Origin of the sequence: Cyanobium sp. WAJ14-Wanaka (assembly GCF_024345375.1) — a bacterium.
Taxonomy (GTDB): Bacteria; Cyanobacteriota; Cyanobacteriia; order PCC-6307; family Cyanobiaceae; genus Cyanobium_A.
On record NZ_JAGQAZ010000002.1, the window covers coordinates 25,335 to 49,065 of the forward strand.

General features: G+C 64.0%; 25 protein-coding genes and 1 tRNA gene. 15 read left to right on the plus strand and 11 right to left on the minus strand.

Translation table 11 applies throughout. The features are described from left to right. The gene (gene zds / locus KBY49_RS06900; protein ID WP_254934089.1) at positions 1-1,488 is read right to left on the minus strand and encodes a 9,9'-di-cis-zeta-carotene desaturase; all 1,488 of its coding nucleotides are present in this window, start codon (positions 1,486-1,488) and stop codon (positions 1-3) included. A 154-nt stretch (positions 1,489-1,642) separates the two neighbouring features. On the opposite strand from zds, the gene KBY49_RS06905 reads away from it, so the two are divergent. The 4 genes from KBY49_RS06905 to KBY49_RS06920 are packed head-to-tail and all read left to right on the plus strand — an operon-like array spanning position 1,643 to position 4,035. After that, the gene (locus KBY49_RS06905; RefSeq protein WP_254934599.1) at positions 1,643-2,038 is read left to right on the plus strand and encodes an iron-sulfur cluster assembly accessory protein; all 396 of its coding nucleotides are present in this window, start codon (positions 1,643-1,645) and stop codon (positions 2,036-2,038) included. 57 nt (positions 2,039-2,095) lie between these two features. Further along, on the plus strand, positions 2,096-2,542 hold the full coding sequence (locus KBY49_RS06910) for a hypothetical protein (protein WP_254934090.1): 447 nt from the start codon (positions 2,096-2,098) through the stop codon (positions 2,540-2,542). Beyond that, on the plus strand, positions 2,539-3,786 hold the full coding sequence (locus tag KBY49_RS06915) for a lipid-A-disaccharide synthase-related protein (RefSeq protein ID WP_254934091.1): 1,248 nt from the start codon (positions 2,539-2,541) through the stop codon (positions 3,784-3,786). The genes KBY49_RS06910 and KBY49_RS06915 overlap by 4 nt, the downstream gene beginning before the upstream one ends. Continuing rightward, positions 3,787-4,035, plus strand: a complete 249-nt coding sequence (locus tag KBY49_RS06920) for a hypothetical protein (RefSeq protein WP_254934092.1) — start codon at positions 3,787-3,789, stop codon at positions 4,033-4,035. Here KBY49_RS06920 and KBY49_RS06925 read toward each other — a convergent pair. Continuing rightward, positions 3,992-4,927, minus strand: coding sequence for a TIGR01777 family oxidoreductase (locus KBY49_RS06925; RefSeq protein ID WP_254934093.1), 936 nt, complete (start codon positions 4,925-4,927; stop codon positions 3,992-3,994). The genes KBY49_RS06920 and KBY49_RS06925 overlap by 44 nt on opposite strands. Positions 4,928-5,005: 78 nt before the next feature. Between KBY49_RS06925 and ndhO the strand changes: the two genes are divergently transcribed. After that, positions 5,006-5,257, plus strand: a complete 252-nt coding sequence (ndhO, locus tag KBY49_RS06930; protein ID WP_254934094.1) for an NAD(P)H-quinone oxidoreductase subunit O — start codon at positions 5,006-5,008, stop codon at positions 5,255-5,257. A 12-nt stretch (positions 5,258-5,269) separates the two neighbouring features. Here the strand turns inward: ndhO and KBY49_RS06935 are convergent, their stop codons facing one another. From KBY49_RS06935 to psbD, 3 genes are all read right to left on the minus strand, one after another. Continuing rightward, positions 5,270-5,962: a J domain-containing protein gene (locus tag KBY49_RS06935; RefSeq protein WP_396099777.1), complete on the minus strand. Its 693-nt coding sequence runs from the start codon at positions 5,960-5,962 to the stop codon at positions 5,270-5,272. A gap of 196 nt (positions 5,963-6,158) precedes the next feature. Then, positions 6,159-7,643, minus strand: a complete 1,485-nt coding sequence (locus KBY49_RS06940) for an iron uptake porin (protein ID WP_254934095.1) — start codon at positions 7,641-7,643, stop codon at positions 6,159-6,161. A 459-nt stretch (positions 7,644-8,102) separates the two neighbouring features. Then, a complete protein-coding gene (gene psbD, locus KBY49_RS06945) occupies positions 8,103-9,161 on the minus strand; it encodes a photosystem II D2 protein (photosystem q(a) protein) (RefSeq protein ID WP_254934096.1) in 1,059 nt (352 codons plus the stop codon). A 106-nt stretch (positions 9,162-9,267) separates the two neighbouring features. Between psbD and KBY49_RS06950 the strand changes: the two genes are divergently transcribed. The 4 genes from KBY49_RS06950 (at position 9,268) to KBY49_RS06965 (ending at position 11,438) form a co-directional block, all read left to right on the plus strand. Then, the gene (locus KBY49_RS06950) at positions 9,268-9,531 is read left to right on the plus strand and encodes a hypothetical protein (RefSeq protein WP_254934097.1); all 264 of its coding nucleotides are present in this window, start codon (positions 9,268-9,270) and stop codon (positions 9,529-9,531) included. Beyond that, positions 9,532-10,245 carry an ABC transporter ATP-binding protein gene (locus tag KBY49_RS06955; protein ID WP_254934098.1) on the plus strand — a complete coding sequence of 238 codons (714 nt, stop codon included), beginning with the start codon at positions 9,532-9,534 and terminating at the stop codon, positions 10,243-10,245. Positions 10,246-10,291: 46 nt separating this feature from the next. Then, positions 10,292-10,363: transfer RNA gene (locus KBY49_RS06960), tRNA-Asn, on the plus strand. Between the two features lie 349 nt (positions 10,364-10,712). After that, a complete protein-coding gene (locus KBY49_RS06965) occupies positions 10,713-11,438 on the plus strand; it encodes a response regulator transcription factor (protein WP_254934099.1) in 726 nt (241 codons plus the stop codon). Here the strand turns inward: KBY49_RS06965 and KBY49_RS06970 are convergent. From KBY49_RS06970 to KBY49_RS06980, 3 genes are read right to left on the minus strand one after another with little or no spacing between them, the layout of a single operon-like run. Continuing rightward, the gene (locus KBY49_RS06970) at positions 11,435-12,406 is read right to left on the minus strand and encodes a DNA polymerase III subunit delta' (RefSeq protein ID WP_396099779.1); all 972 of its coding nucleotides are present in this window, start codon (positions 12,404-12,406) and stop codon (positions 11,435-11,437) included. The two genes, KBY49_RS06965 and KBY49_RS06970, sit on opposite strands and share 4 nt — an antisense overlap. Positions 12,407-12,417: 11 nt before the next feature. Then, the gene (gene tmk, locus KBY49_RS06975; protein WP_254934101.1) at positions 12,418-13,083 is read right to left on the minus strand and encodes a dTMP kinase; all 666 of its coding nucleotides are present in this window, start codon (positions 13,081-13,083) and stop codon (positions 12,418-12,420) included. Further along, the gene (locus tag KBY49_RS06980) at positions 13,061-15,382 is read right to left on the minus strand and encodes a heavy metal translocating P-type ATPase (RefSeq protein ID WP_396099581.1); all 2,322 of its coding nucleotides are present in this window, start codon (positions 15,380-15,382) and stop codon (positions 13,061-13,063) included. Before KBY49_RS06980 ends, tmk begins: the two co-directional genes overlap by 23 nt. A 72-nt stretch (positions 15,383-15,454) precedes the next feature. Between KBY49_RS06980 and KBY49_RS06985 the strand changes: the two genes are divergently transcribed. After that, positions 15,455-15,976, plus strand: a complete 522-nt coding sequence (locus KBY49_RS06985; protein ID WP_254934102.1) for a photosystem I assembly protein Ycf3 — start codon at positions 15,455-15,457, stop codon at positions 15,974-15,976. Between the two features lie 323 nt (positions 15,977-16,299). Here the strand turns inward: KBY49_RS06985 and KBY49_RS06990 are convergent, their stop codons facing one another. Both KBY49_RS06990 and radA read right to left on the minus strand, forming a co-directional pair. Then, a complete protein-coding gene (locus KBY49_RS06990; protein WP_254934103.1) occupies positions 16,300-16,569 on the minus strand; it encodes a hypothetical protein in 270 nt (89 codons plus the stop codon). Between the two features lie 117 nt (positions 16,570-16,686). Continuing rightward, the gene (gene radA / locus KBY49_RS06995) at positions 16,687-18,171 is read right to left on the minus strand and encodes a DNA repair protein RadA (RefSeq protein ID WP_254934104.1); all 1,485 of its coding nucleotides are present in this window, start codon (positions 18,169-18,171) and stop codon (positions 16,687-16,689) included. Between the two features lie 106 nt (positions 18,172-18,277). Here radA and rpaB point away from each other — a divergent pair, with 106 nt between their 5' ends. From rpaB to KBY49_RS07020, 5 genes are all read left to right on the plus strand, one after another. Further along, entirely contained in the window at positions 18,278-19,024 is a 747-nt protein-coding gene (gene rpaB / locus KBY49_RS07000) for a response regulator transcription factor RpaB (protein WP_254934105.1), read from the plus strand. Next, positions 19,005-20,336: a phosphate acyltransferase PlsX gene (gene plsX / locus KBY49_RS07005; RefSeq protein WP_254934602.1), complete on the plus strand. Its 1,332-nt coding sequence runs from the start codon at positions 19,005-19,007 to the stop codon at positions 20,334-20,336. Before rpaB ends, plsX begins: the two co-directional genes overlap by 20 nt. Positions 20,337-20,420: 84 nt before the next feature. Continuing rightward, complete coding sequence (locus tag KBY49_RS07010; RefSeq protein ID WP_254934603.1) at positions 20,421-21,413, plus strand: beta-ketoacyl-ACP synthase III; 993 nt, start codon at positions 20,421-20,423, stop codon at positions 21,411-21,413. Between the two features lie 48 nt (positions 21,414-21,461). Then, complete coding sequence (fabD, locus tag KBY49_RS07015) at positions 21,462-22,370, plus strand: ACP S-malonyltransferase (protein WP_254934106.1); 909 nt, start codon at positions 21,462-21,464, stop codon at positions 22,368-22,370. 26 nt (positions 22,371-22,396) lie between these two features. Beyond that, positions 22,397-23,071 (plus strand): lysophospholipid acyltransferase family protein, encoded by a 675-nt coding sequence (locus KBY49_RS07020; RefSeq protein WP_396099782.1) that lies wholly within the window; start codon positions 22,397-22,399, stop codon positions 23,069-23,071. Here KBY49_RS07020 and KBY49_RS07025 read toward each other — a convergent pair. Beyond that, entirely contained in the window at positions 23,068-23,730 is a 663-nt protein-coding gene (locus KBY49_RS07025; RefSeq protein WP_254934107.1) for a YdcF family protein, read from the minus strand. The genes KBY49_RS07020 and KBY49_RS07025 overlap by 4 nt on opposite strands. Position 23,731 lies beyond the last annotated feature (1 nt).

Sequence of the window (23,731 nt, forward strand, 5' to 3'; positions counted from 1 at the left end):
TCAGGAATTAGCCGGGGTTGAGGAAGCTGGATTGGCGGCCAGCTGCACAGGACGATCCAAAATTGCCGCCGCCGCCAGGCGACCGCTCATCGTGGCACCCTCCATCGAGTCGATGTAGTCCTGCTTGGTGTAGCTGCCGGCCAAGAAGAAGTTAGGGATGGGGGTGCGTTGATCGGGGCGGTAGGGCTCCATGCCGGGGGCTTCTCGATACAACGACTGGGCCAGCTTGACCACATTGCTCCAGACCAGCGTGAGCCCCTGGGCCGATGGGAACAGGCTGCGCACCTGGGCATCGGTGGCCGCCACGATCTCCTCGGTTTTCTTGGGGATCCAGGGGTCGCCTGGGGTTAGAACGCACTGCAGCAGCGAACCTTGGCCCTCCTTGCGGTAGTCGGCGGGGCTGGCCAGAGCCAGGTCGGCAAAGCAGCTGAAATCGGCGTCGGCTGTGTAGAGGAGGTTGTCGAGGCCACTGGCATGGGCCAGGTCGTGGCGCTTGCTGGTGGCGTCAGGGGAATCACCCAATTCGGTCACCCAGCCGTCGTAGCGCAGCTGAACGGTGGCCACCGGCACGGCTTCTAGCTTGTAGATGGCATCGAACTGGGCATGCTGGCGCCAGGCCTCGGGCAACAGGCGCTGAATGCCCGGCACATCGCAGGCCGCCAGGTAGCAATCCGCCTGCACCTGCACATCGCCCTCGGGGGTGCCCAGGGTGAGGCCGGTAACCCGGAGATTTTCACCCTCCTCGAAGTGCACCTGGCTTACCCGGTGGCGCAAGTGGAGCTTGGCGCCGCGCTCCTGGATGTAATCGAGGATCGGGCCCGTCAGCCAGCGGTGCGGTGAGCCCTTGAGCAGGTTGAGTTTGGAGGCCTCAGTTTTGGAGGCAAACATCATGAAGATGGTGAGCATGCAGCGGGCGGAGATCGCCTCGCAATCAATGAAGCCGAGGGCATAGGCGATCGGATTCCAGAGGCGGCGGATGCTCTGCTCACTGCCGCCATGGCCCACAAACCAATCCTGGAAGCTGATGCGATCGAGATCGCGAATCACCTTCATGGCCGCCTCGTAATCCACCAGACCAAGCACGATCGGGCTGGTGCCCAGGGCCAGGGCGTTGCGTAGTTTGTCGAGCCAGTCGAGCTGGGGGGTGGTGAAAAAGGCCTTCAGGCCATTGAAGGGGGCACCGATCGGGAAGCGAAAGTCGAGCTCGCGCAGGTCGCCGCCCTTATTCACAAACAGGTGGGTGTGGTCCTTGGGGAGCAGGTTTTCGAAGGCCCCCACCTTGCGCATCAGGGCAAACAAATTGGCGTAGTTGAAGAAGAAAACATGCAACCCCATTTCGATGTGGTTGCCTTCGGCATCTACCCAGCTGCCCACCTTGCCGCCCATGAAGGGGCGGGCCTCATAGAGGTCGACCTGGTGGCCCGCTTCCACCAGATCCACGGCCGCCGACAGCCCGGCCAGCCCTGCTCCCACGATGGCGACGCGCACCTACTGCCCAGCGATGTGGCCCGACTCTATGGATTCGCCCGCCAAAACCGCGATCAGAAAGGCTGCTCCCAAAAAGGGCCGCCCTGGCCCAGAAACGGCAGGCCAGCGGAAGCATCCATAGAGTTGGGGGATCTTGAACGTTGCGGCCGCAGCCATGACCACCGGTACCGCCACCATTCCAGCCCCCCACACCGCCAAAGACGGTAAGGGAATCCTGGTTACGGAGCCAGCGATGAAACAGCTGGGCAACTTGATGCAGCAGCAGGGTACAAACCAGGTTTTGCGGGTGGGTGTGCGCTCCGGCGGCTGCAGCGGCATGAGCTACACCATGGATTTTGTGAATCACTCCGAAATCCAGGCCGACGACGAGCAGTACACCTACGAACCGGCCAATGCCCCCAGCTTTTTGGTGATCTGCGATCCCAAGAGCCTGCTCTACATCTATGGCATGCAGCTGGATTTCTCCACGGCCCTGATTGGGGGTGGCTTCAACTTCACCAACCCCAACGCCACCCAAACCTGCGGCTGCGGCAGTTCCTTTGCGGTGTGAGGCCCCAAGCAGCGGCCGGCATGGGAATCTGAAGCAGATACGCGCACGGCGCTTGCCATGACGGCATCCCCAGGCTCCGAAGCCCAAACCAGCCAAGAGAGCTCCCTGTTTGAGGCGGCCATCGGCCGCTACCAGCAGGGTGCCCCGGCGGCTGAAGTAATCGACGACTTCATCGCCATCACCCGCCAACAGCCCAACCAATCCGCCGGTTGGACCTGCCTGGCCTGGTTGCTACTGCTGGAAAACCAACCAATTGATGCCCTCAAGGCCGCCAAGGCGGCGGTGCGCCTAAACCCCCAGGACCCCCAGGCCCGGATCAACCTCAGCCTGGCCATGCTCGAAACCGGCGCCAAGGGCGTGCGCGAGCACATTGAGATGGTGCAAAGGGTGCTGGTGATGGCCCCCGAGATGGCAGAAGAACTGCAGGAATCGATGGCCGATGGCCTGCGGCGCAAGCCGGGCTGGCAGGCCATGGACAAGGTGAGGGACTGGCTGGCCCTTTGAGAGCTTCCCTTGAGGTAACCCCCAAGCCCCTGCTGCTGCTCAGCAATGGCCATGGGGAGGATCTCAGCGGCTCCCTAATCGGCCAGGCCCTAGGGGCCCAGGGCCAGAGGGTGATGGCCCTACCCCTGGTGGGCCATGGCCGGGCCTATCTGCAGGCGGGCATTGAAGTGCTGGGCCGCACCCGCGAATGCAGCACCGGGGGCTTGGGTTACACCAGCTTTGGGGCCCAGCTGCGGGAGATCCGGGAGGGTCAGTGGGCCTACCTGCTGGGGCGCCTGCTTTGGCTGAGGCGCCACAGGAGCCAGTTTGGGCTGGTGATCGCCGTGGGGGATCTGCTGCCGGTGCTGGGGCTCTGGCTGAGTGGCCTGCCGGGAGCGGTGTATCTGGTGGCCTACTCCAGCCACTACGAGGGTCGCCTGCGGCTGCCCTGGCCCTGCGGCTGGCTGCTGCGCTCCAAAAGGATCCTGGAGATCTGGAGCCGGGATCAGCTCACGGCCCTCGACCTCAGCAGCCAACTGGGCCGCTGCGTGCGCTTCCTCGGCAATCCATTCATGGATGGGCTGCCAACGCTCGCAAGTGACCCCAGCCCTGAACCCAGGCCCCCTGCCCGCCAAACCCTGGCCCTACTGCCGGGCAGCCGCATGCCAGAGGCCCTGCAAAATCTGCTGCTGATGCTGCGGGTGCTGGAGCGCCTCCCTTCAGAACTGCAGCAGCCTGGACGGCTGCGGCTGCGGGTGGCGCTGGTGTCGGCCATGGATCAGCAGCAGCTGGCGGCGCGGGCCGGCCGCCTGGGCTGGCAGCTGGAGCAGCCCGCAGGAGAGGGCACCCCCTTACTGCGGCGCGGCAGCCTGCGGCTGGAGCTGGGTTGGGGGAGCTTTGGGACCATCCTGCAGGATTCAGACCTGGTGCTCGCCAGTGCGGGCACGGCCAGCGAACAGGCGGTGGGCTTGGCAAAGCCCGTGCTGCAACTCTGCGGCCCGGGCCCCCAGTTCACGGCCAGCTTCGCGGAAGCCCAGCGCAGGCTCCTGGGCCCGGGCGTTTGCTGTGCGATCGGCCCCAGCGGCGACCCTGGCACCCTCGAGGCCACAGCAGAGCTGGCCAGCCAACTGCTGGCTCGCCAATGGGCCGATGGGGGCGACTGGCGCCAGGGCCTGGAGCGCATCGGCGCCGAGCGGATTGGCCCGATCGGTGGCAGTGAGGCCATGGCGGCGGCGATCATGGCGTTAGTTCCAATCACCAGGTAGATGGAAACCAGGTTGCAGCGGGTCAAAAACGCCTTCGACAGCCTGCTGGTGGTGGATGTGTTTGTGGTGATCGCCGGTGCGATCTGGTTTGCGGTGGCGGTGACCCTGCACAGCCAAAAGATTGAGGCCCCACTTGAGCTCTTTCAAAAACTGTGGGAGCCCCTATTCACCCCGGCGATTGGCCTATTAATGGCCGCCGCCATCCTCAGCGGGGTGCTGGGCTGGTGGCAGCGGCGAGGGCAGCGCTGAGCTCGGCGTAATCGAATTTGAAGCCTTGGGCCTGCAAGCGCTCGGGCACCACCTGCTGGCCCTCCAGCACCACCTGGGCCCCATCCCCCAGCAACAGCTGCAGCAGCGGGCCGGGCACCGGCAGCAGGCTTGGGCGCCCCAGAGCCCGGCCAAGGGCGGCGGCAAAGGCGGCCATGGTGGTGGGTTCGGGGCCCACGGCGTTGTAAGTGCCGCTGTAGGCGGAATCCTCCAGGGCGGCGGCAATCAGGCGGCAGAGATCGTGGCGGTGGATCCAGCTCATCCACTGACGGCCCGAACCCACGGGCCCGCCAAAACCCATCCGAAAAACGGGCAACATCTTGCCCAGGGCGCCTCCATCGGGGCCGAGCACGATGCCAATCCGCAGGGTCACCAGGCGGCAGGCCGGCGGCAACTTGGCTGCTGCTGCCTCCCATTGCTTGCAAATCTCAGCGAGATAATCGGAGCCGGCGGGGCTTGCCTCCGTGAAACGGGCCGTCTGGCTGCTGCCGTAGAAACCTACCGCCGAGCCATTGACCAGCACCGCCGGGGGCTTGGCCATGGCCGCCATTGCGGCCGCCAGGTTGGCGGTGCTGCGCAGGCGGCTCTGGAGCAGCAGCTCGCGGTGCTCTGGGGTCCAGCGCTTATCGGCAATGGGCTCACCGGCCAGGTTGACCACCCCATCGGCCTGGGCAAGGGCCAGATCGAGGCCGTCGTGCTGCCAGGCTTGGGGATCGGCTGGATCAAGCTGCAGGCAGGAAAGGCGGCCACTGGCCAGGGCCGGGAAGGGATTGGCCCGGCGGCTCACCAGGGTGATGCTGTGGCCTAGCTCCAGCAGGAAGGGCACCAACTCGCGGCCCACAAAGCCAGAACAACCCAGCAGCAGCAAGCGCACGCAGTGAACCCAGATAACGGTGCCGGGAGACTAGCGGCCCTAGCCTGCAGCCACTGCCTTCAACTTTGCCTGCCCGCCATGGCCGAAACACCAGCACCCGCGCCCGCAGCCTCCGCTCCCGCCGCCCTCAAGAAGGGCAGCCTGGTGCGGGTTAGCAAAAAGGCCTACCAGGGCAGCCTGGAGGCGGGAGTCAGTGATCCCACCCCACCCGATTACATCTTTGAGGGCCCCGGCGAAATTTTGGCCTTGAAAGGTGAATACGCCCAATTGCATTGGCGGATGCCCGTGCCCGACGTGTGGCTGAGGCTAGATCAACTAGAAGCCTGTTGACCATCCGCCGGCTTATTTAGCCTTAGATACACCAAAGCGACTGCGCTCCTGCTGCAGTGAAGCGCGAAAGCGCTTGGCTTCTCGGATCATCTCGCGGCCATCGTGCAAGTAGGAATCCACGTAGCCCATGGTGTAACGCTCTAGCTCCATCAAGGCATCCTTGAGCTGGGCGAAACAGTGATATAGCTGCAACGAAAAATCCTTAGCCGCCAGGGGTGCGGCAGATGCCGCATAGAGGGCCTCAACCCTATTAATTTTCTGCTGCGATTGCTCGAGATAGGAGCAAAAAGCCTCCATCAATTGGTCGTCGTAGGGATCGGCAGCCAGCTCCTTGAGCTGGGCCGGGAATGGATTGATCACCTGGGCCAGCAGCCGATCAATGGGCCCATACACCTGGTTAAACCAATGGGCCAGGGCCTGCTGCTCGGCCGTTACGGAAGGGGGGCTGCTGACCCGTTGCGATGGGGCGGCGGCAGCTGGGCTGCGGTCGTAGGCAGTGCGCCGTGCCCGGTCGCGGAGTATTTCCCAGGCGGCATTTAGGGCAATGATCGTGGTGGCATCACCGCCGGCATCGGGGTGGTGCTGCTTAACCAGGGCCCTGTAGGCAGCCTTTATTTCAGCGGCGCTGGCGCCCGGTGATACGGCCAATACGGCGTAGGGATCGGCAGCAGCCAGGGCAGTGCCTCCGCAATCAAATAAAGATATGAGAGGAAGTTTAGGAATCGGCCCAGCTCAGTAGCGGCTGGGATTGGAAGCCAATAAAAAACCCCGGCTTGCGCCGGGGTTTGGGATGAGTAAGCGCCGAGGGCGCGGTGTGAAAAGTGGAGGACTTTGAAAATAGGGGGCCTGAAAATGTGTGAGGGTTCAGGCCCAGTTTTGATCGGGCTAAATAAGCCTTAGATCAGAACTTGAAGGTGGTCTTGACTAGGCCGCCAACGCTGTCCTTGCTGCCGCCGTAGCCATTGATCCAAACGAATGCAGGAGTAACCGAGATGTTGTCGGTGACTTGCATCTTGTAGAACACCTCGAAGGAATCGGTGGCTTGATCAGTACCACCAATTTGGGTGTCGCCGTAGGCCATACCAAAGGCATTACCTTTCACGAATGCATCACTCCACTGGAGGGCGACCTGCCAGGTGGAAGAATCACCATTGTCGCCGTTGGCATAGGTGGAACCCACGCCAGCGCTGATCGAGGGGATGATACCCGTGGTCTTGGGCTGCCAGTAGGCGCTGAAACCGAGGTTGTTAGCGCCCTTAGAGTTGTAAGAAGCGTTGGGGTCTAGCAATGCGTAGCTAGAAGCTGCATTTGAGTAGGTGTAGGCAAAGGCCATACCCCAGTTAGAAGCCGCATAGCCAGCCTGGAAAGTGGTAGTGGAGGCTGAACCAATACCAGAGCCATCGGCATCAAGTACGTTGCTGGACTGGACAGAGTTGCCAGAAGTCAGCTGGTTAGAAACGTAGTTACCGCTGAGGCTGAAGCCATCCTTCTTATAGGAAAGGCCAGCACCGGCGCCCAGGTTGAGGCTATAGGCACCAGGTGCGCCTGCGTAGGTCATCCGATCAAGGATGGTGTCTGCGCCGTAGGCAGAGGGCCACATGGCAAGCATGTCGTCCTGGCGAACCTTGGCACCCACGGTGGCGGTCCAGTTGGAGCCCACGGGGAACTGGTAGAACAGGCGGTTGATGCCGACAGCATCAGCAGAAGTGTTGCTGGGGGTTGAGGCTGTTTCCAAGGCAGCACTGCCGTTTTGGCCGAAGGCGCTGTTCTGATAGTTGTTGCTGCGCAGGGTGGTGCGGAGCAGATCTTTGCCGGTGAAGCTGGTGTCCAGATTCAACTTCACGTCGTAGTTGAACGTGATGTTGTTGGTGGAAGACCCAGTCGGATAATCGACACCGTAAGCAGTGCCGTTGTCCACACCGCCGATCACGAAGGTGGCGACGCCCTTCAGCTTGGTGGTGGTGGAGAACTGGTTAGCTTCCAGGGTGCCAACGCGGGCATCCAGGCCGTCAACACGGCCCTTGAGGATGGCGAGCTCCTTTTGGAACTCGGTCATCAGCTTCTTCAGCTCGTCGGTCGTCTCGGTGACCCGATCGAGGCAGGCGTTGAGCAGGGCGGCTGCTTCAAAGCGGGTCATGGCCTGGCCACCTTTGTAGGTGCCGTTGGGGTAACCAGCGACGCAGCCATAGCGCTCGATCAGGTTGGAAAGTGCTTGGTAAGCCCAGTCGGTGGGCTTGACGTCAGAGAACTGACTGATGCTGGTGACTTGCTCGTCGGCGGCGTACTTGCTGACGCCAGCCACGTTCAGGTCGGCTGCATTGGCGGCCATGGGAGCCAGAAGGCCCAGGGCAGCAGGGGCAACCAGGAGTTGCTTAAAGAGTTTCATGGTGTTCCTCACACGAGTAGGGCGCAATGCGCCAAACAGATAATGAGGCATTAATAAGCAATACCCAGGCCAGTTGTGCCAGAGCACACATCGACCCAATTGCCAAAACACTTTGGCCAAAAACCAAATCCCAAAAACGATGCCCCCGAAACCCAGGCCCTAGGGGCTTGGACTTCGGGGGCTCTCGCCGGGCTGCAATCAGCCGCGAAACCAGCTAGATGGCGTTCTCCGCGATCAGCAGACCCTGATTAGTAGTACTGGAACTCACGGGCACCTCCTCCTTTGGGGGATAGGGCCAGCCGGCGGCGGATTCGGCAGCAGGGCTGGTTCAAACCCTTGGGCTTGAGCCATAGGCCCCTTGCCCCGTCACTGCTGACAGAACCCACAAACAATAGCCAATAAAAAAGGCGCCCCGAGGGGCGCCCAGATCAATGAGTTGAATGATCAAAGATCTTTCGATCAAAGGGCGTTTCCACGGGGCAGAACCTCTTCAGGGAAGACGAAGTTTTCATGCGGCTGGTCAGCCGGTGCCATCCAGGCACGCAGACCTTCATTCAGCAAGATGTTCTTGGTGTAGAAGGTTTCAAACTCAGGGTCCTCAGCGGCGCGGATTTCCTGCGACACGAAGTCGTAGGCACGCAGGTTGAGGGCCAGGCCAATGATGCCGATGCTGCTGGTCCAAAGACCCATCACAGGCACAAACAGCATGAAGAAGTGCAGCCAGCGCTTGTTGGAGAAGGCGATACCAAAGATCTGGCTCCAGAAACGGTTGGCGGTGACCATCGAATAGGTCTCCTCTTCTTGGGTCGGCTCAAACGCCTTAAAGGTGTTGGCCTGGTCGCTGTCCTCAAACAGGGTGTTCTCCACCGTTGCGCCGTGGATGGCGCACAGCAGGGCACCACCGAGGATGCCGGCCACTCCCATCATGTGGAAGGGGTTCAGCGTCCAGTTGTGGAAGCCCTGCAGGAAGAGCAGGAAGCGGAAGATTGCTGCCACACCAAAAGATGGGGCAAAGAACCAGCTGCTTTGACCCAGGGGGTACATCAGGAAAACACTGACGAACACCGCAATCGGGCCAGAGAAGGCGATGGCGTTGTAGGGGCGAATGCCGACTAGGCGAGCAATCTCGAACTGACGCAGCATGAAGCCGATCAGGGAGAAGGCACCGTGCAGGGCCACGAAGGGCCAGAGGCCACCCAGTTGGCACCAGCGCACGAAGTCGCCTTGGGCCTCAGGACCCCAGAGGAGAAGAAGGCTGTGACCCATGGCATCAGCCGGGGTGCTCACCGCAGCGGTGAGGAAGTTGCAACCCTCCAGGTAGCTGGAGGCAATGCCGTGGGTGTACCAGGAGGTAACAAAGGTGGTGCCGGTTAGCCATCCACCCAATGCCAAGTAGGCAGTTGGGAAAAGAAGCAGGCCAGACCAGCCCACAAATACGAAGCGGTCGCGCTTAAGCCAGTCATCAAGGATGTCGAACCATCCCCGTGCTGCTGGCTGGCGCCCAAGGGCAATTGTCATGAGAGAGCAGCTTCATGAAGCGTTACATGGGGATCGTAAGGGGCATTGCCGCCAGCCGTGGCTCCTAGGCGCCAAAGTGGCCTCAGCAAGCCCTTTCCCAGTTGTCATGTTTGTCGTAGAGCTCTCGCTAAAGCTCAGCCCCATGCCCGTTGCCGTGCAGCGCAAGGAGCTCAGCGATGCCCAAGCCCTCTATGCCACGGTCAAACAGGCCCTAGAGAGCGCCAGCCCGATGCTGCTGGAGCTCTCCTGCGAGAAGGAAGAAAGCAAGCAAATCTGCCTGCTCACTAGCGAAGTGGTGGCGGTGCAGATCTACGAAAAATCGGCGATGGCCTCCGGCAGCAAGCGCCCGGGTTTCAGCCTCTACAACTAGGTGGGCTCCGCAGCACAAACCACCCCCCTAAGGATTGAGCGGCTCAGCTACAGCTGGCCCAACGGCCAATCGGCTCTGAGCCAGTGCCAGCTAGAGATCCCCCGCCCGGGCCTCTGGATGCTGGTGGGCACCAACGGCAGCGGCAAAAGCACCCTGCTGCGCCTTATTGCCGGGCTGCTGGAGGCCAAAACCGGCCAAATCAGCACCCCGCTCAAGCCGGCCCTGGTGTTCCAAAACCCTGACCACCAATTACTCCTGCCCAGTTGCAGCAGTGAGCTACTGCTCAGCCTGCCCGGGGGGCTTGGGGCCAGCGAGCGCAAAAAGCGCCTGGAGCAGGCCCTGCAACGGGTTGGGCTGGCGGGCTTCCAGCAGCGGCCAATCCACACCCTCAGTGGCGGCCAGAAGCAACGGCTCGCTATCGCCGGGGCCCTGGCCAGTGAAGCGGGGCTGCTGCTCCTCGATGAACCCACGGCCCTGCTGGATCCCCAAAGCCAAAGGGAGGCCCTTGAGCTGATCTACCAGCTCAGCCATCCCGGCCCCCAGCACAGCCAACCAGCCATCACGGCCCTATGGATCACCCATCGGCTCGAGGAGCTGCGGCGCTGCGATGGCGCAGCCCTGATGGAGCACGGCCGCATCGGGCCCTGGCAAAACGGCGCAGAGCTGGCGCAGCAACTGGCCACCCCCTTGCAGGGCGGCAGGGTCGAGAGGTAGGTTCTTGCAGCCGGATGGCCGGCAGCTTCATCTCCAGGAGCTTCATTCCTCGGTAGCTCAGTGGTAGAGCGGTCGACTGTTAATCGATTGGTCGCAGGTTCGAATCCCGCCCGGGGAGTTTTTAAACACACGCCCCAGTAGGGCCCACCAAGCCGCCTCACCAGGGGCGGCTTTTTGCTGGCATCACAACAAACAACTGCAAAGAAAACCTAAAGAACGGCCGCCCTTCGCGGCAAAGGAGATACGGAAAAACGCTCACCGCCACAGGCTTGCTTCCTGATTTGCCGGCCAGTCGCTCCGCCAATCCGGGGCCGCCAGTGGCGCAGCAAGGCCTTTGACCCATCGATGGCTGCCAGATGGCGCAAAAAACCGCGAGAATCAAGCCACCAAAGTGCATCTGATTTGCTGCACTGGCGGTTGTTTTTCAGAGCTCGTCTCCCCCAACGCCCTACTTCGAGCCCTTTGCCATGAAGCCCTCAATCCTGCTGATCGAAGACGACAGCGACATGCGCGATCTGGTGGCTGGCCACCTCGAGCACGGTGGCTTCGATGTGCAGCGGGCCGATGACGGCATCAAGGGCCAGGCCCTGGCCCTGCAGTACAGCCCCGACCTGATCCTGCTCGACCTGATGCTGCCCAAGGTGGATGGGCTCACCCTCTGCCAACGCCTGCGCCGCGAAGAGCGCACCGCCAAGATCCCGATCCTGATGATCACCGCCCTAGGCGGCACCAAGGACAAGGTGAGCGGCTTCAATTCCGGCGCCGACGACTACCTCACCAAACCCTTTGACCTGGAGGAGTTGATGGTGCGGGTTAAGGCCCTGCTGCGCCGCAGCGACCGGGCACCGCTCTCCACTAAGCACAGCGAAATCCTCAGCTACAGCTGCCTCACCCTCGTGCCCGAGCGGTTTGAAGCGATTTGGTTCGACGAACCGGTGCGCCTCACCCACCTGGAGTTTGAGCTGCTGCACTGCCTGATGCAGCGCCACGGCCAAACCGTGTCTCCCTCCCTGATCCTCAAGGAGGTGTGGGGCTACGAGCCCGACGACGACATCGAGACGATCCGGGTGCACGTGCGCCACCTGCGCACCAAGTTGGAGCCCGACCCCCGCAAGCCCCGCTTCATCAAGACCGTCTACGGCGCCGGCTACTGCCTGGAATTGCCCCGGGCCGAACAGGCCGTCGCCAGCTAGGGCGAACCAATCTCCAGCAGGGCCACTTCCCAGGCCAGGCGGGGCTGAACGTAGGCCTTTAGCTGGCTACGCAGCCGCTCCAGCCGCTTGAGCTGGTGGGTTGCTGCTGCGGACCCGTTTTGGCGCCAAAGCACCCACTGCCACCAATCCAGCAGCCACAGCTGTTGCTCCCCATCTAGCGCCTCAGCAAGGTCGCGGGCCAGCTCAAGGGCAGGCAGGGCGGCGCCACCGCTTTGGCCCAGCTGGCGCAGCCGGTCGGCCAATCCCTCTGGCAAGGCCTGCCACTGCTGGCGATGGCGCAACAGGGCCCCGGGGGAGCCCGCCGCCAGCTCAATCAATTCCCTGGGATCTGCTTGATGCGGCTCCTGGTCGGAGCACACCTGGCTAGCGAGCACTGCGGCCAGCTGGTCAACGGAAAGCCTGCCAAAGGGGATTTGCTGGCAGCGGGAGCGAATCGTGGTGAGTAGTTGTTCGGGGGCTGCACTGATCAGGATTAGGCGGCCCTCACCTGGCTCCTCCAGGGTTTTAAGCAGGGCATTGGCGGCCGCTTCCGCCATCGCTTCTGCCCCATCCAGCACCACCATGCAGCCGGGGGCCTCCACCGCCCGGCGCGATAAAAAGCGCGACACATCACGGATTTGCTCCAGCCGCAGCTGGGGCGCCGCCCGCCGGGAGATCCCCTGCTCAGCGGCCTGGGAAGCGGGGATCAACTGGCCCTTGTCGCTGTAGGTGGGCTCCACCCAGAGCAGGTCGGGATGGTTGCCCTCCTGCAGCCTGCGGCGCACGGCCAAATCCCCCTGGGGGCCAGCCAAAATCCCCTCCAAAAAGCGCAGGGCGGCGAGGCGGCGGCCCACTCCTTCGGGGCCGGCAAAGAGGTAGGCGGGGGCCAGCCGCTGCTGATCCAAGGCGGCCTCCAAAAGCGCCACGGCCTGGCCCTGGCCCACCAGATCGCCAAACAGCTCTCCCAGCGACCCAGCCATCAGGTCTGGCCCAGCTGCAGCAAGCACTGGCAACAGGCCGCTGTGACCAGCTCGGGGGCCGCATCGGCATCCACCCGGGCCCAGCCGCGTTGGGCCGCCAGGGCCGCAAAGCCATCCCCCACCCGCTGCAGGAAGGCCTCCCCCGCCGCCTCGATCCGATCCGCCTGGCGATTCCCCCGCCGCCGCAGCGATTCAGCCAGGGGAATATCCAGCCAAAGGGTGAGGTCGGCCGTCAGGCCCCCGGTTGCCATGGCCTCCAGCTGCTCAATTAGGGCCAACGAGAGGCCCCGGCCGTAGCCCTGGTAGGCCGCCGTGGAGCCGGCAAAGCGGTCGCTGAGCACCCAATCACCCCGCTCCAGGGCCGGGCGGATCGTTTGCTCCACATGCTGGGCCCGGTCGGCGGCATAGAGCAGTAATTCGGCAGTGGGCTCGGGGGCCGCCTCGCCCGGGGGGTGCAGCAGCAGCTGGCGCAGGGCCTGCCCCAATGCGGTGCCACCGGGTTCGCGGCTAACCACCAGCCGGCTGCCTGCCGCCATCAATCCACTGGCCGGCAACCAGGCCTGCAGGGCCTCGAGCTGGGTGCTTTTGCCGCAGCCATCAAGGCCCTCGAGCACCACAAACCGGCCGCTTGGCACCTGGGACCTAACCGCGCTGATGGCGGCCATCCTGGAGCAAGAGGGCATTGGCGACCACGGTGATCGAGCTCATCGCCATCAATAGGGCCGAGAAAGACGGCGTCAGCAGCAGCCCGTAGCGGGGCAACAGCACCCCCGCCGCCAGCGGCAAAACAATCAGGTTGTAGCCAAAGGCCCAGGCGAGGTTCTGGCGCACCTTGGCCATGGTGCGGCGAGCCAGCCCCAGGGCCAAGACCAACCCCTCCAGGCCATCCCCCAGCACCACCAGATCAGCGGTGTCCTGGGCGATCTGGGTGCCCGTTCCCACGGCAATGCCGAGGTCGGCGGCGGCCAGGGCGGGGGCGTCATTGATGCCATCCCCCACCATCGCCAAGGTGCCCTGGTGGGGGAATTGGTCCAGGTGCTCAAGCTTCTGCTCGGGCCTGAGCTCCCAGGCCAATTCCTCGGGCCTTAGCCCCAGCAGGGCGCCGAGTTGTTGGACGGGCTGCTGGCGATCGCCACTGAGCAAACCCAGCTGCAGGCCCATGGCCCGGAGCTGCTGGATCACCAGGGCCGCATCGCGGCGGGGTTGGTCCTGAACCGCCACCAAACCCAGCACCCCCTGGCGATTCGCCACCGCCAGGACCGTGGCCCCATCGGCCTCGAGCCGCTGCTGGCGGCCAGGGAGATCGGCCAGGTCGCCGGCTGGGGCTGGGGCTTGCGCTGGCAGGGAAGGATCAAGGCCGGCCTGCACCCAGGCGAGCCTGCCCACCCGGTAGTGCTCACCCTTAACTATGCCTTCCACGCCCTGGCCCGCCACGCTGCGGCAATCGCTGGTTTCAAGCAGCGGTAGCTCCAGCCGCTGGGCCTCCACCAGCAGCGCATAGGCCAGGGGATGGCGGCTGCTGGCCTCGAGGCTGGCGGCCAACTGAAGCAGGGCATGTTCAGCCGATGGGAACTGCCCAGCTGCCATTGCCCCGGGCGTAAATGTTTCGATGGCGATCACCACCGGGCGCCCCAGGGTGAGGGTGCCGGTTTTGTCGAACAAGATCGCCCCCACCTGGGCGGCCGCCTCAATCGCATCACCACCGCGAAATAGCAGCCCAGCTCGGGCCGCCTGGCCGGAGCCCACCGTGATCGCCGTGGGGGTGGCGAGGCCGAGCGCACAGGGACAGGCCACCACCAGCACCGAAATCGATAACTGCAGCGCCAGGGCCAGGGGGGTGGTGGCATGGGCCCCCAGCACCTGGGGCCAGAGGGCCGCGCCCCATTGCCACCAAAAAACAAAGGTGACTAGGGCCAAGCCCAACACCAGGAAAGTGAACTGGCCCGCCAAGCGATCAACCAGGCGCTGGATTGGGGCCTTGCGCGCCTGGGCCTGCTCCACCAGGCGAATGATTCGGGCGATGGCGCTATCGCTGCCGCAGCGGCTCACCTCCAGCTCCAAGGGGGCCTCCAAGTTGAGGCTGCCGGCTGCCAGTTCGGTGTCGACCGTGGCCTGCAGCGGCAGGGGTTCGCCCGTGAGTCCGGACACGTCCACCGCCGATGCCCCGGCGCGCACCACCCCATCCACCGGCACCCGATCGCCAGGTAGCAGTTGCAGCCGGTCACCAGGGCGCAGGCCCCCGACCCGCACGCTCCGGGGCGGCCCTTCCCCCATCAACAGTTGGGCCGTATCTGGCTGCAGGGAGGCGAGATCCTCCAGGGCGCGGCCTGTGCGGAAGCGGGCCCGCTCCTCCAGGAACCTCCCCAACAGCACAAATCCCAGCAGCAGCACCGGCTCATTGAAAAAACAGGGCCAGCCGCTCTCTGGCCAAAACAGGCCCACCCCACTGGCCAGGTAGGCACTGGCCAGGCCCAAGCCCACCAGGGTGTCCATGCTGGGCATCCCCGCCCAGGCCCCCTGCCAACCGCGCACCAGGATTGGCCTACCGGGCCCCGCCAGCGCCACGGTGGCCACCAGGCCATGGAAGCCCATGGAGCCCAGCTGGCCCAGGTGCCCGAACACCGACACCACCAGCAGGGCCAGGGCCACCACCAACTGGCGCCACTGCTCCCACCAATTGCGGTGCTGAAGCCGCTCGCGGCGGGAGCTGATCTCCTGACCCACCTCCCGCAGCCTGGCCTGGAAGCCCAGGGCCGCCAATGCCTTCTGGATCGGCTCGAGGGAGGCCCCCTGGTCCGCCGCGGCCAGGGCCAGATCTAGCTGCACCCAGGCGGTGCGGGTCAACAAATTGACACTGGCCTGCTGCACCCCCGGTTGCTCCAGCAGCCGCTGCTCCACGGCACGCACGCAGCCACCGCACTTCATCCCCTCGATCTCGAGCAGCAGAGGTTCTGAAGCGAACAAAACGGCAGCATTAACCTCAGCAGAGGCTAGGCAGATCGGTGAGAATGGTGCCCAAGCAGCTTTTGTAGGCCGGTGCCCCGCTCCCAACGCAACGACAACTTCATCGATAAGAGCTTCACGGTGATGGCCGACCTGATCCTCAAGGTCATCCCCACCAACCGCCGCGCCAAGGAGGCCTTCGCCTACTACCGGGATGGCATGAGCGCCCAGGCCGACGGGGAATACGCCGAAGCCCTCGACAACTACCAAGAGGCCCTCACCCTCGAAGACGATCCCCTCGACCGGGCCTTCATCATTTACAACATGGCCCTGGTGTACGCCAGCAACGGTGAGCACCACAAGGCCCTCGACCAATACGGCGCCGCCCTAGAGCTCAACAGCAAGATGCCCCAGGCCCTCAACAACATGGCGGTGATCCACCATCACCTGGGCTCGATTGCTGAAGAAAAGGGCGAAGCCGATGAGGCCGACCGCTGCTACGACCAGGCCGCTGACCTCTGGGGCAAGGCGATCCGCCTAGCCCCCAACAACTACATCGAGGCCCAGAACTGGCTGAAAACCAGCGGCCGCGACAGCGTCGATGTCTATTTCTGAGCAGAGCGGGTTGCCCCGCCAAAATCGCAGCTCTTCACCAGCTGATCAACCCCTTTACACCGTGTCGTGGCTACCGATATCGATCGGAATCAGGAGCTGGCCCTCAATTAAGAGCTCAAGGGTGATTCGGTAACTGATGTTGATTGATACGGAATGCAGCCCACTCAATCGCCCCTTTAGGGCATGCAATCGCAAGGAGGGGTGACGGGGATTTGCCTCAAGCAGCAAGAGAGTCTTGAGATACTTTTCACGTAGATCTGGATGCCGGCTTAAGAAACGAGAGGCTTTGCGGTTGTAACTCTCGTTAAATAGCAGCTTCCAGCTCAAGACAGCTCAGCCGCCAGAGCATCAAGACGATCCAGGTGGGCTTCAGCCGATTCTTCGACAAACCTTCCTGCCACCACCTCGGCACGGGCCTCCAAAAGGGCGAGTTCTAATTCCAAATCACGTAGGCGCTGAAACTCCACCGTTTCCATCACCACATAGCGCAGGTGACCACGCACGGATACACCAGCTTCACGCTCGTTTTGCAACGCCCGGGAAATGGCAGCAAGCCCTGCCGTTTTTAGCTCGTTGGCCGAGACAATTTGCATTGCAATGGAAAGCTCTCTTTAGATCATACGCATAACCGCACGGTTTAAAGTACTGTTCACCATCGGATTCCGGCCCGGGTGAAGCATGGCGAAAAACTCGGCGAACCAAACCTGATATCAATCCCGATCTTCGGCCGGGTTGACCCCCAGGGCCGCCACCAGGGCTTCGGCGACCGTGCCCGCCTCCAGCAGCTGCAGGCCGATGCCGGCGGCGACCTTGGCCATGCCGCTGCCCTTAGGAACCACCGCCCGGGTGAAGCCCAGGCGGGCGGCCTCGCCTAGCCGCAGCTCCAGCTGGCCCACCGCCCGCAGCTGGCCACCCAAGCCCAACTCCCCCACCAGCACCGTGCCTGGCGGCAGGCAGAGATCCCGGTAGCTGGCCACAACCGCCGCGGCCACCCCCAGATCCGCTGCCGGTTCCTCCACCTCCAGGCCACCGGCCACCGCCAGGTAGCAATCAAATCGGCTGAGGGGCAGGCCCAGGTGCTTTTCGAGCACCGCCAGGATCTGGTGCAGGCGGTTGGCGGCGATGCCGGTGGCGCTGCGGCGCGGGCTCGCATAGCTGGTGGTGCTCACCAGGGCCTGGAGCTCCACCACCAGCGGCCTGGTGCCCTCACAGGCCACGATCGTGGCGGTGCCGGCGCTGGGTTCCTCGCTGCCTAAAAACAACTCACTGGGGTTGCTGACCTCGGCCAGGCCCCGATCGCGCATCTCAAAAACCCCCAGCTCATGGGTGGCGCCAAAGCGGTTTTTGACCGCCCGCAGCAGCCGATGGCTGGCAAAGCGATCGCCTTCGAAGGTGAGCACCGCATCCACCAGGTGCTCGAGCACCTTGGGCCCGGCCAAGGCACCCTCCTTGGTCACATGGCCCACCAAAAGAAGGGCCGTGTCCTGGCGCTTGGCAATGCGGGCTAAAGCCGCAGCGCATTCGCGCACCTGGGCCACCGAGCCCGGGGCACTGCCCAGTTCGGCGTCGTGCAGGGCCTGGATGCTGTCGATGATGGCCACCGCCGGCCGCAACGATTCGAGCTCCTGCAGCACCAGTTCCAGGTCGGTTTCGGCCAGGAGCTGCAGATCGGCCACTCCAGGGGCCTGTTCCAGGGATTCCTGGGCCTCCGGCAATTCCGGCGGGGATTCGCCCATCTCCGCCAGGCGCCGCCAGCGCAACTTCACCTGCTGGGCCGACTCCTCAGCGCTCACATAGAGCACCGAGGTGCGGGCCGCCATCGCCCTGCAGCTCTGCAGCAGCAGGGTCGATTTACCGATGCCGGGGTCGCCACCCAACAGCACCAAAGAGCCGGGCACCAGCCCCCCCCCCAGGACCCTGTCGAATTCGGCATAGCCGCTGGCCAGCCGCTGCAAAGGCCGCTCCCCCACCGCATGGATCGGCTCCGAACGCTTGGGCCTGCCCCCGGCCAACTCCCCCGTCAACTCGCCTGCGGCGGCAACGGGTCTGCGGCGGCGGCTATCGGCGGCAGGGGCAGAAGACTGCTTCTGCTCGATCAGGGTGTTCCAGCTGCCACAACTGGAGCATTTGCCAAAAAATTGGCGGGTCTGGGCCCCACAGCTGGTGCACACAAATACGGAATGGGACTTGGCCAAGGGGAATCGGAGCGGGCGATGTGTGAAGAAAGGTGGCGTTAGGTGAACTGTTAGGCCCTATGGCCCTTTCAGTGGGCAGATCCGATGTAACAGCAACGCTGCGGCGATGACGGCTACCTCACCCGCAAAAGAAACGATCCTTGTTGTCGACGACGAGGCCAGCATCCGGCGGATCCTGGAAACCAGGCTTTCGATGATTGGTTATCAGGTGGTGACCGCCTGCGATGGCGTCGAAGCCCTGGAGATCTTTAACCGCATCAACCCAGACCTGGTGGTGCTCGACGTAATGATGCCCAGGCTTGATGGCTATGGGGTCTGCCAGGAGCTGCGCAAGGAGTCGGATGTGCCGATCGTGATGCTCACCGCCCTGGGCGACGTGGCGGATCGCATCACTGGGCTCGAGCTAGGAGCCGACGACTACGTGGTCAAACCCTTCAGCCCCAAGGAGCTGGAGGCCCGGATTCGCTGCGTGCTGCGGCGGGCCGACAAGGAGCTGGGCCCCGGCAAACCCAATTCGGGCCTGCTCTTGGTCAGCAACCTGCGGATCGACACCAACAAGCGCCAGGTGTATCGCGGTGATGAGCGGATCCGCCTGACCGGCATGGAATTCAGCCTGCTGGAGCTGCTGGTCAGCCGCTCCGGTGAGCCCTTTGGTCGGGGTGAAATTCTCAAGGAGGTGTGGGGCTACACCCCTGAGCGTCATGTAGATACCCGGGTGGTGGATGTTCACATCTCCCGGCTTCGCTCCAAACTGGAGGATGATCCTGCCAACCCCGAGCTGATCCTCACGGCTCGGGGTACCGGATATCTGTTCCAACGCATCGTTGAAGCCGTTGCCCCTGAAGGAGCCTGATTACGCCGGTTCAAGCCCCAAGCGGGCTAAGCCCAGTCGCGCCATTCGGCGCCTGGTGATCTGGTATCGCCGCAACGCCGCCGTCACCACCCTGGTGGATACGGCCACTTCGGCCGCCAGCTCCGCCGCCAGCTCAGCTGCAAACACTGCCGGGTCCGTGGCTGGGGCCGCGGTCTATGGCGCTGGGGCGGTGCTGCAACCCCTGGTGTTCGACCCCCTGCGCCGCCTGCAGCGGGGCATTGGCAGCGCCGAAGACGGCAGCATCAACGACGCCGATCGCCTCTGGGTGGCCGTCGATGGCATGGGGGGCGATTACGCCCCAGGGCCGATCCTGGAGGGCTGCCTGCGGGCCGTGGAACTGCTGCCCCTGAAGGTGCGTTTTGTGGCCGAGGAAGGCCCATTGCGCCAGGCGGTTCAGGCCATGGACCTCCAAGAGCAACTCGACCAAGCCCTGGAGCGGGGCCTGATCCAGCTGGTGGCGAGCGGCCCATCGGTGGGGATGAACGAGGAGGCCACGGTGGTGCGCAAAAAGCGCGACGCCAGCATCAACATGGCCATGGACCTGGTCAAAGAGGGCCTGGCCACGGCCGTTTATTCCGCCGGCAACTCCGGGGCAGTGATGGCCTCGGCCATTTTTCGGCTCGGTCGCCTCAAGGGCATCGACAGGCCCGCGATCGGGGCCCTCTTCCCCACCAAAAACCCCGAACTACAGGTGCTGGTGCTGGATGTGGGCGCCAACATGGACTGCAAGCCGGGATACCTGCACCAGTGGGCCCTGCTGGGCAACATCTACAGCCGCGATGTGCTGCAGGTGCCCAAGCCCCGCATCGGCCTGGTCAACATCGGTGAAGAGGAGTGCAAGGGCAATGAGCTCTGTCTCAAGACCTACCCGCTCTTAGCGGCGGAAGAGCGCTTTGTCTTTGCTGGCAACTGCGAGGGCCGCGACATCCTCTCGGGCGATTTCGAGGTGGTGGTTTGCGATGGTTTCACCGGCAACGTGCTGCTGAAATTCCTGGAATCCGTGGGCAGTGTGCTGCTCGATGTGATCAAGGAGGAGCTGCCCCGGGGCCGGCGCGGCAAGGTGGGTTCGGCCTTCCTGATCAACAACCTGCGGCGGATCAAAAAACGTCTCGACCATGCTGAGCACGGCGGCGCCCTACTGCTGGGGGTAAACGGCGTTTGCGTGATTGGCCATGGCAGCAGCAAGGCCCTATCCGTATTGAGCGCCCTGCGCCTGGCCCATTCCGCCGCCAACCATGGGGTAATGGCCAACCTCTATGCCCTCAGCGCCAGCGCGCCTGTGGTTGACTGACCTAATCTGTGGGCAGATCCTGTGTCGCTCGGCGGCATTGCTAAATCCGCCTACCCGGGCCCCGTTGCAACTACGGGCCTGGGCATGGCCCTGGTGGGTAGTGGCAGCGCCGTACCGGCCGCCAGCATCAGCAACACCCAGCTCAGCAGCCGGGTAGACACCAACGACGACTGGATCCGCAGCCGCACGGGCATCGCGGCGCGCCGGGTGGCGGGCCCCTCCGAATCCCTGACCGTGCTGGCCACGCGGGCGGCCCAGGCGGCCCTTGACCACGCCGGCTGGACAGCTGAGGATCTCGATCTGATCCTGCTGGCCACCTCCAGCCCCGACGACCTCTTCGGCACCGCCCCGCGGGTGCAGGGGGCCCTGGGGGCCAAAAATGCCGTGGCCTTTGACCTCACCGCCGCCTGCAGTGGCTTTCTGTTTTCCCTGATCACCGCCAGCCAATACCTGGCCAGTGGGGCGATGCGGCGCGCCCTGGTGATCGGCGCCGACCAACTCAGCCGCTGGGTCGACTGGGACGACCGCAGCACCTGTGTGCTGTTTGGCGATGGGGCAGCGGCGGTGGCCGTGGAGGCCTGCCCAAGCTCTGAAAACGGGCTACTTGGCTTTCGGATGCGCTCCGACGGCAGTCGCAACGGCTGCCTAACCCTGGCCCAAATCCCCAGCCACGAACCGCTAATAGAAGGCCTCAGTGCCCAGAAGGGCGGCTTTGCGCCGATCCAAATGAATGGCCAGGAGGTCTACAAGTTCGCGGTGCGGGAAGTGCCAGCAATCCTGGCGGAACTACTTGAGGCCACCGGCACCAGCGCTGACCAGTTGCAATGGCTGTTGTTGCACCAGGCCAACCAACGCATCCTCGATGCGGTGGCGGATCGTTTTTCGATGCCCCACGAACAGGTGCTCAGCAACCTCAGCCATTACGGCAACACCTCCGCCGCCACCATTCCGTTGATGCTCGATGAGGCCGTCAAGGATGGGCGGGTGCAGAGCGGCCATCTGTTGGCCAGCAGCGGCTTCGGCGCGGGCTTGAGCTGGGGGGCGGCCCTGCTGCGCTGGTCCGGGCCCCAGGGCTAAAGGCGGCCGAGCCCTAATCTCCTGCCGACTGCATAAGAGGCCGGCTGCATGGGCATTGCCTGGGTTTTTCCTGGTCAGGGATCACAAAAGGTCGGCATGGCCGGGGGCCTGCTGGAGCTGCCAGGGGCGCGGCAAGCCTTTGACCAGGCCTCGGCGCTAGTGGGTCGTGATCTGCTGGCGATCTGCCAAGGGGAAGCCGGCGATGCCGATGCAAGCGGCCTAGGCCCTAGCGATCTCAACGACACCCGCAACACCCAGCCGGCGCTGTTCGTAATCGAAAGCCTGCTGGCAGGCCAACTGTGGGCCCAAGGCCGCCGCCCCTCCCTGGTGGCAGGCCACAGCCTCGGTGAATTGGTGGCCCTGCACGTGGCCGGGGTCTTCGACTTCAGCACTGGCCTGGAGCTGATGAAAATTCGCAGTGAGCTGATGGCCGCCGCCGGTGGCGGGGCCATGACCGCCGTGATGGGCTTCGAGCGCGAGGAATTGGATGCCCTTGTGGTCGCCACCGATGGCGTGGTGATCGCCAACGACAACAGCAGTGCCCAGGTGGTGCTCTCTGGCCATCCCGAGGCCGTGGCAGCCGTAAGCAGCCAACTCACCTGCAAACGAGCCATCCCGCTGGCGGTCAGCGGTGCCTTCCACTCCCCCTTGATGGATGAAGCAGCCCGGGCCTTTGCCGAAAAGCTCGAGACGGTGACCTTTGCCAATGCCCAGATTCCCGTGCTGAGCAACACCGATCCCCACCCTGAAACCAATGGGGACTCCCTTAAGGCCCGGCTGATCAACCAGATGACCACCGGGGTCCGCTGGCGAGAAATTATGGATCGTTTCAGTGCCGAGGGCGTCGAAACCAGCGTGGAAATTGGTCCCGGCAATGTGTTGAGCGGTTTAATCAAGCGCAGTTGCCCAGGCGTCACCACGGCCCAAATTGCCAACGCTGCGGATTTGGGGCTGTGAACCGACCGGTAGCGGCCGTGAAGCGGGTGCTGCGGCGGCGCAAACCAGCGGAGCCCCCTGGCCTGCTCAGCAACCCCAAACCGAGCCTCACCTATCGGCTAATCAGCTACCTGCTGGTTTTTCCGGTCTACCGGCTGCTGTTTCGCGGCCGCACCTTGGGAAACGCCCAGGTGCCCATGGATGGGGCCCTGGTGGTGGTGGCCAACCACGGATCCCACCTCGATCCACCCTTGCTGGGCCATGCCCTGGGCCGGCCCGTGGCCTTCATGGCCAAGGCGGAGCTATTCAAGGTGCCCCTCCTAGGGCGGATCATTCGGGCCTGCGGCGCCTATCCGGTGTCCCGCGGAGCCAGCGACCGAGAGGCGATCCGCGTTGCCACCGACCGACTGCTGGAGGGCTGGGCCACCGGGGTATTCATAGATGGCACCCGCCAGGCAAATGGACGGGTCAACAATCCCCAGGCCGGAGCAGCCCTGCTGGCGGCTAGGGCCGGCGCCCGCCTGCTGCCCGTGGCGATCATCAACAGCCACAGGGCCTTTGGCCCGGGCAATTCGGGCCTGAGGCTGCTGCCAATTCACATCCGCATCGGCACCCCGATTCCGCCGCCCGCATCCCGTAAGCGGGCCGATTTAGATCTGGCCACCGCTGCCTGCCAAGAGCAAATCAACGGCCTGCTGGATCAGGGCCTAATCAGGCCCTAGGGCTGGGGCTGGTTACTGAGCCAATGGCGGATGTCGTGGCCAGTAATCACCCATAGAACGGCCCTGGCCCCATCGCCCCAGACCTTGCCAGGGCCCTCCTGATGGCAGCTCTGGCCGCAGGGAACGGCCACCGGGGTGAGCTGGATACCCCGACTGCCCGCCACTATCCGGCCCACCAACAGGGCCCTTTCCATGTGGTCGCTGCTCGTGACAAGGAGGGCATGGCGAATGCGGGCACGGCGCAGCTCATCCACCAGGGAGGTGAAGTTGCTGAGGGTGTCGTGGGCGCGGTAATCGAGCTGCACCTGCCGCGATGGCAAACCCACCCTCTGCTGAAACAGCCAGTGGGCGTATTCGGGGTTACTGCCGCCGGTGACCACCACCGGCAGCCCATCGCGCTGGGCCAGTTCAGCTGCCCTTTGCTCCCGGGCCACATCGCCACCAAGTACCAGGATCAGCTGGGGTGGGGGCGGAGCTGGCCACCACCAACCGCGCGACAACCACAACAGCCCGGCGGCCCCTAGGGCCCAGAAAAGCCGCTTCCAGGGCTTCCTTGGCCTGCGAATGCGCTGCCGGGAGCGGCCGCTAGTGGGGGGGCTGCTTTTAGGAGGGCGAGTGGTTGGGCGGCGACTGCGCTGACCCGGACGGGGGGGAGCCATC

Coding starts and splice junctions, on each gene's coding strand:
- ndhO (WP_254934094.1), top strand. CDS start 5,006: ATGGCCGAAACACCAGCACCCGCGCCCGCAGCCTCCGCTCCCGCCGCC.
- KBY49_RS07010 (WP_254934603.1), top strand. CDS start 20,421: ATGGCCCTGGTGGGTAGTGGCAGCGCCGTACCGGCCGCCAGCATCAGC.
- tmk (WP_254934101.1), bottom strand. CDS start 13,083: ATGGCCGCCATCAGCGCGGTTAGGTCCCAGGTGCCAAGCGGCCGGTTT.
- KBY49_RS06940 (WP_254934095.1), bottom strand. CDS start 7,643: ATGAAACTCTTTAAGCAACTCCTGGTTGCCCCTGCTGCCCTGGGCCTT.
- psbD (WP_254934096.1), bottom strand. CDS start 9,161: ATGACAATTGCCCTTGGGCGCCAGCCAGCAGCACGGGGATGGTTCGAC.
- rpaB (WP_254934105.1), top strand. CDS start 18,278: ATGACGGCTACCTCACCCGCAAAAGAAACGATCCTTGTTGTCGACGAC.
- KBY49_RS06920 (WP_254934092.1), top strand. CDS start 3,787: ATGGAAACCAGGTTGCAGCGGGTCAAAAACGCCTTCGACAGCCTGCTG.
- KBY49_RS06965 (WP_254934099.1), top strand. CDS start 10,713: ATGAAGCCCTCAATCCTGCTGATCGAAGACGACAGCGACATGCGCGAT.
- KBY49_RS06990 (WP_254934103.1), bottom strand. CDS start 16,569: ATGCAAATTGTCTCGGCCAACGAGCTAAAAACGGCAGGGCTTGCTGCC.
- KBY49_RS06910 (WP_254934090.1), top strand. CDS start 2,096: ATGACGGCATCCCCAGGCTCCGAAGCCCAAACCAGCCAAGAGAGCTCC.
- KBY49_RS06950 (WP_254934097.1), top strand. CDS start 9,268: ATGTTTGTCGTAGAGCTCTCGCTAAAGCTCAGCCCCATGCCCGTTGCC.
- KBY49_RS06905 (WP_254934599.1), top strand. CDS start 1,643: ATGACCACCGGTACCGCCACCATTCCAGCCCCCCACACCGCCAAAGAC.
- KBY49_RS07025 (WP_254934107.1), bottom strand. CDS start 23,730: ATGGCTCCCCCCCGTCCGGGTCAGCGCAGTCGCCGCCCAACCACTCGC.
- fabD (WP_254934106.1), top strand. CDS start 21,462: ATGGGCATTGCCTGGGTTTTTCCTGGTCAGGGATCACAAAAGGTCGGC.